Here is a 5,907-nt window from a genome sequence, read left to right as displayed (position 1 = left end):
AGCCCGTCCGGCGTTTGAGGACGAGCGCGTCAGCGCGATACGGGGGTCCAGGGGGCGGAGCCCCTTGGTTTCGGGAAAGGGGCGGGATTGGGGAGCCACCCGCTAGGGCCCCTGGACGTGCAGGTGGCCGCGTCGTAGCGTCGGGCCGAGCCATGATGAACTACCAGCGCTAGTTAACGCCGGAGGCCCGTATGCCGCACCCGTCCTTCGACCCCGCCGACCCCCTCGGCCTCGACGACCTGCTCTCGCCGGAGGACCTCGCCGTGCGCGACACCGTCCGGACCTGGGCGGCCGACCGCGTCCTGCCGTACGTCGCCGAGTGGTACGAGAGCGGGGAGCTGCCGGGGGTGCGCGAGCTCGCGCGGGAGCTGGGCTCGATCGGGGCGCTCGGCATGTCCCTGACGGGGTACGGCTGCGCGGGCGCGAGCGCCGTGCAGTACGGGCTCGCCTGCCTGGAGCTGGAGGCCGCCGACTCCGGCATCCGCTCCCTGGTCTCCGTGCAGGGCTCCCTCGCCATGTACGCGATCTGGAAGTTCGGTTCGGAGGAGCAGAAGGAGCGCTGGCTGCCGGGGATGGCGGCCGGTGAGGTCATCGGCTGCTTCGGCCTCACCGAGCCCGACCATGGCTCCGACCCGGCGTCGATGCGCACGTACGCCAAGAAGGACGGCGGCGACTGGGTCCTCACCGGGCGCAAGATGTGGATCACCAACGGCTCGGTCGCGGGCGTGGCCGTGGTGTGGGCGCAGACCGACGACGGCATCCGCGGCTTCGCGGTGCCCACCGACGCGCCCGGCTTCTCCGCCCCGGAGATCCGGCACAAGTGGTCTCTGCGCGCCAGCGTCACCAGCGAGCTCGTCCTGGACGAGGTGCGGCTGCCCGCCGACGCGGTGCTGCCGGGGGTGCGGGGCCTCAAGGGACCGCTGAGCTGCCTCACCCACGCGCGGTACGGGATCGTCTGGGGCGCGATGGGCGCGGCCCGTGCCTGCTTCGAGTCCGCGGTGGAGTACTCCAGGACCCGCGAGCAGTTCGGCCGGCCCATCGGCGGCTTCCAGCTCACCCAGGCCAAGCTCGCCGACATGGCGGTCGAACTGCACAAGGGCATCCTGCTCGCCCACCACCTCGGGCGGCGCCTGGACCGCGGGACGCTCCGGCCCGAGCAGGTCAGCTTCGGCAAGCTCAACAACGTACGGGAGGCGATCGAGATCTGCCGCACCGCGCGCACGATCCTCGGCGCCAACGGGATCTCGCTGGAGTACCCGGTGATGCGGCACGCGACGAACCTGGAGTCGGTGCTCACCTATGAGGGCACCGTCGAGATGCACCAGCTCGTGCTCGGCAAGGCGCTCACCGGAATCGATGCCTTCCGGTGAGGCCCTGCCTCAGCTCTGGTTGAAGAAGCCGTCCGTGCGGCGGCCGGTGCCCTCGCCGTTGACGATCTGGGTGTGGGCCGGGGTCAGCAGGAAGACGCGGTGCGCCACCCGGTCGATGGATCCGCGCAGGCCGAAGATGAGCCCGGCCGCGAAGTCGACCACGCGCTTGGCGTCGGCGGGGTCCATCGACGTGAGGTTCACGATGACCGGGACCCCGTCGCGGAACAGCTCACCGATGCCGCGGGCGTCGCGGAAGCTGTCCGGCGTGACGGTGCCGATCCTGTGGCCCTTCTCCTCGGCCGCGTCCGACGCCACCCTCACGCGCGGGTCCGTGACCCAGGCGTCGGACTCCGGGCCATCGGCTCCGTCTTCCTCGTAGCCGTCGTAGTAGCGCTCGTCGTTGTTGTCGTCGACGAGGCCAAGCCAGGCACTTGCCTTGCGCACCGATCCCATGGACGCCTCCTCTCGCAGCGGTCCGTTCGTGTTCCGCATTCCCTATCGTCGTCCATGATGCGGATGGTGCGCCAAGGGGATAGACGCCGCGCGGGGGTTTCGTGACGGTACTGGTGCACAGTCAACGGGGCGACACGCGTGATTCCTCAAGGGTATTGCCGTACCAAGCTGCTGACTGTGAGTGAAATATGATTTGTCGTGGCGTCCGGGTGATGATCAGTACGTCCGGGTGAACGGAGCGGTCGTGACGGCGCCGGCGCGGGGGCGCGCGGCACCGCGCCGCCACGGCGATGACGCCCCGTCAGTACCGGCCGGAACGACCGCGGGACGGCCGTCCCGCCACGGACCGCACGCACCGCACACACATTGACGCACGGGGGAAACGTCTTGTTCGGAATCGTCAGGCCCTGCGGCCACCGCCTCGGCGAGCGGCTCAAGGGCCAGTGGATGGCGCACCTGTGCGGGCTCTGCCTCGCGCTGCGCGGCGACCACGGGCAGTTCGCCCGGGTCGTGACCAACTACGACGGGCTCATCATCTCCGTCCTGACGGAGGCTCAGGCCGGGCGGGACGCGGGCGGGCGGCGCACCGCCGGGCCGTGTCCGCTGCGCGGCATGCGCACCGCGTCCGTCGCCCGGGGCGAGGGCGCCCGGCTCGCCGCCGCCGTCTCGCTGGTCCTCGCCTCCGCGAAGGTCCGCGACCACGTCGTCGACGGCGACGCCCTGCTGGCCAGGCCGCCCGTGGCCGCGGCGGCGCGCCGGGTCGCGGGGCGCTGGGCCAGGGCGGGCGCGCGCACCGGCGCCGACGTGGGCTTCGACACGGCCGTCCTGGTCGACGCCGTGGAGCGGCAGGAGGGCGTCGAGGCCCTGGCGGGCCCCGGCACGTCCCTGCTCGCCGTCACCGAGCCGACCGAGACGGCCGCCGCCGCCGCCTTCGCGCACACCGCCGTGCTCGCCGGACGCCCCGGCAACGCGGAGCCGCTGGCCGAGGCGGGGCGCCTCTTCGGGCGGCTCGCGCACCTGCTCGACGCCGTGGAGGACCGGCGGGCCGACGCCGAGGCGGGCCTGTGGAACCCGCTCACGGCCACCGGCACCTCGGCCGCCGAGGCGCGCCGCCTCGCCGACGGCGCGCTGCACGGCATCCGGCTCGCGCTCGCCGAGGTGGAGTTCGCCGACGCGGGGCTCGCGCACGTCCTGCTCGTGCACGAGCTGGCCCGGTCGGTGGACCGGGCCTTCGGGACGGCGGCGTGCGGGCACGCCCCGCAGGCCGGGCGGGGCCCCTCCGGCCCTCCCGGGCCCTACGGTTCCGCTTCCGTGGGCTCGGGCCCGGACCCGTATGGGGGCGGGTCGCCGTACGGAAGCGGGTCGCCGTACGGGAGCGGGTCGCCGTACGGGAGCGGTTCGCCGTACGGGGACGGGAGTGGGCAGGGTGGTGCGTACGGCGGCGGCGGCCAGGGCGGTCAGGGCGGTCACGGCGGTGGTGGTGGGTGGCCCGAGGAGCCGAGGAAGCCGCGGCGCGGGTTCCTCGCCGGGTGCGCCGTCGCGATCGGGCTCTGCTGCACCTGCCAGATGTGCTGCGCCAAGGAGTACGAGGGCCCCTGGTCCCGGAAGAAGCGCGAGGGCGTCTGCCGGAACTGCGACTGCGACTGCTGCGAGTGCTGTTCGTGCGACTGCTGAGGTCCGCGCCGCGGGCCGCACGGGGTGTACCCGTGCCGTCCTCGCTGGTCGGCATCACCGCCTGACGACGTCGGTGGTCCCCGCCCCGCTCCCTGGTCGACGGGGGCGGGGCGGGCTGGGCTGAGGGGAGGGGGTGGCTGCGTAGGCGTACGCGTGTGAAGGCGGGGCAACGGCGCGCTCGGGCGCGACGAGTACGGGGGTACGGGGGTACGGGAGTACCGGAGTACGGGGGTAGGGGAGTGCGGCAGGACGGGGGTGCGGACGTGCGGGGCACCGGGCCCTCCGCGTAGTGAGACGACCTGTCCGCATCGTGGGACGCGCAGGGGGGCGCGGGAGGAGCGGCCCCCCCGGGATCCGGGGGCGCGGGCGTGGCGGTCGGCTCAGGGGAGCGTCAACACGACGCGGACCACACGCGACCGAAGTCGATGTGGGAGCGCTTGACCAGCCACTGCTGCGCATACATGAGCACAAGTGGAACAGGCATGCGAGAGCCCGTCAACTTCCTTGAGACGCACGGCTCGTATTCTGGACACGTGCGTCCGCCCGCCCCACGGCCGCCCTCCGGCAGGTCTTGACAGCAGCGGCGAAGCGCCCCGTAGTCTCGGGGGGCGGATCCGTGCTGAGGGGCTCGGTCCGTCCGGCCGCGTGGCGCGCGGCCCTGTGAAGGCACCACCGCACCAGACGGAGCCTTCGCATGCCACCCGACGCCCCCGCCCGGGACGCCCTGGCCGAATCCGGCCGTCGGCAGACCCCCCGCCGCCCGGCCCCGACGACCGGCGGCCCGACCGCCGCGACGCCCTCGCTCGTCATCGTCGGAGCCGGTCCGCGCGCCACCGGGCTGCTCGAACGCATCGCCGCCAACGCGCCCGCCCTGTACGGCGGCGGGCGCCTCGACATCCACCTCGTCGACCCGCACCCGCCCGGCTCCGGGCGGATCTGGCGGGAGCGGCAGTCACCGCTGCTGTGGATGAACTCCCACGCCCAGGACGTCACCCTGTTCACCGACGACACGGTGGAGGTCGCCGGGCCGGTCCGGCCGGGGCCCGCGCTGCACGAGTGGGCGGGCGTCGACGGGCAGACGTTCGTCGGACGGCGCACACAGGGCGCGTACCTGCGCTGGGTGTACGAGAGATCCGTGGCGGCGCTGCCGCCCGGCGTCACCGTCCGCCACCACGCCTGCCGCGCCCTGCGCCTGACCGGCCCCCGCGCCGGGCGGCAGCTCGTGTGGCTCGAAGGCCGCCCCGACCCGCTCCCCGGCGACCTCGTCATCCTCGCCCAGGGCCACCTGGAGGCCGAACCCGACGGCGAGCAGCGGCACCTGTCCCGGTACGCCGCGCGCCACGGGCTCGTCCACCTGCCGCCCGACTTCACCGCCGACAGCGACCTGAGCGCTCTCGGCGCCGGCCAGAAGGTCCTCGTACGCGGCTTCGGGCTCGCCTTCGTCGACCTCATGGTCCTCCTCACCGAGGGGCGCGGCGGACGCCACGAGGGCGACACCTACGTGCCCTCGGGCCGCGAGCCGGTCCTCTACGTCGGGTCGCGGCGCGGCGTGCCCTACCACGCGAAGCTCGGCTACACCTGGGACGGCGGCGAACGGCCGCCGCTGCCTCGCTACTTGGGACCCGGGCAGATCGACGAGCTGCTCGCGCGGCCCGGCGGCTTCGACTTCGGGCGCGACGTGTGGCCGCTGGTCGAGAAGGAGCTGGGCTCCGCCCACTACCACCGGCTGTTCACCGCGCACCCCGAGCGCACCGCCGTCGCCCGGCGCGACTTCGACGAGAAGTACGCCGCCTGCCCGCCCGGCAGCCCCGAGCTGCACGCGCTGATCGCCTCCGCCGTGCCCGACCCCGCCGACCGGCTCGACCTCGCCGCGCTCGACCGCCCGCTCGACGGCGTCCGCCACTCCTCGTACGCGGGGCTCCAGGACGGTCTTCGCGCCTACGTCGCCGCCGACCTCGCCCGCCGCCACGACCCCGCCCACAGCCCCGACCTCGCCGTCTTCCTCGCACTGCTTTCGGTGTACGGGCAACTGGTGCGGCTCGGCGACGTCGGGCCCTGGTGGCACGGCTACTTCAGCTACCTCGCCTCCGGGCCGCCCGGGCCGCGCCTGCGGCAGTTGCTCGCGCTGTCCCGCGCAGGCGTCGTGCGCTTCCTCGGCGCGGACCTGCGGGTCGAGGCGCGCGCCGGGGTGTTCCGGGCCTCCAGCCCCACCGTGCCCGGGCGGTACGTGGAGGCCCGTGCCCTGGTCGAGGCGCGGCTGCCGCAGCCCACCATGGCCCGCACCCGCGACCCGCTGCTGCGCGCCCTGCACGCGGAAGGGGTCGCCGAGACGCCCGCCGAGCTGCTCGCCGCCGCCCCCGCCGCCGGCCGGGTGCGCGACCGCGCCGGCGCCCCGCACCCGCGCCGCTTC

Annotated in this window: 4 protein-coding genes; 3 read left to right on the top strand and 1 reads right to left on the bottom strand. The window is 74.4% G+C overall.

Features of this window, described 5'->3' with window-relative positions:
* Positions 1 to 191: 191 nt before the first annotated feature.
* Positions 192 to 1,370, top strand: coding sequence for an acyl-CoA dehydrogenase family protein (locus IE330_RS37470; protein ID WP_190140657.1), 1,179 nt, complete (start codon positions 192 to 194; stop codon positions 1,368 to 1,370).
* 9 nt (positions 1,371 to 1,379) lie between these two features.
* On the opposite strand, the gene IE330_RS37465 is transcribed toward IE330_RS37470, so the two are convergent.
* Positions 1,380 to 1,823 (bottom strand): cell division protein SepF, encoded by a 444-nt coding sequence (locus IE330_RS37465; RefSeq protein WP_190140656.1) that lies wholly within the window; start codon positions 1,821 to 1,823, stop codon positions 1,380 to 1,382.
* 387 nt (positions 1,824 to 2,210) lie between these two features.
* Between IE330_RS37465 and IE330_RS37460 the strand changes: the two genes are divergently transcribed.
* Entirely contained in the window at positions 2,211 to 3,497 is a 1,287-nt protein-coding gene (locus IE330_RS37460; protein ID WP_190140655.1) for a DUF5685 family protein, read from the top strand.
* A gap of 694 nt (positions 3,498 to 4,191) precedes the next feature.
* A partial coding sequence (locus IE330_RS37455; protein ID WP_190140654.1) for an FAD/NAD(P)-binding protein occupies positions 4,192 to 5,907 on the top strand: 1,716 nt, incomplete at its 3' end.

The sequence above is a fragment of the Streptomyces longispororuber genome (assembly GCF_014656095.1).
Lineage (GTDB): Bacteria > Actinomycetota > Actinomycetes > Streptomycetales > Streptomycetaceae > Streptomyces > Streptomyces longispororuber.
Note: the sequence above shows the minus strand (reverse complement) of the source record. Positions and strands in the feature narration are given on the sequence as shown.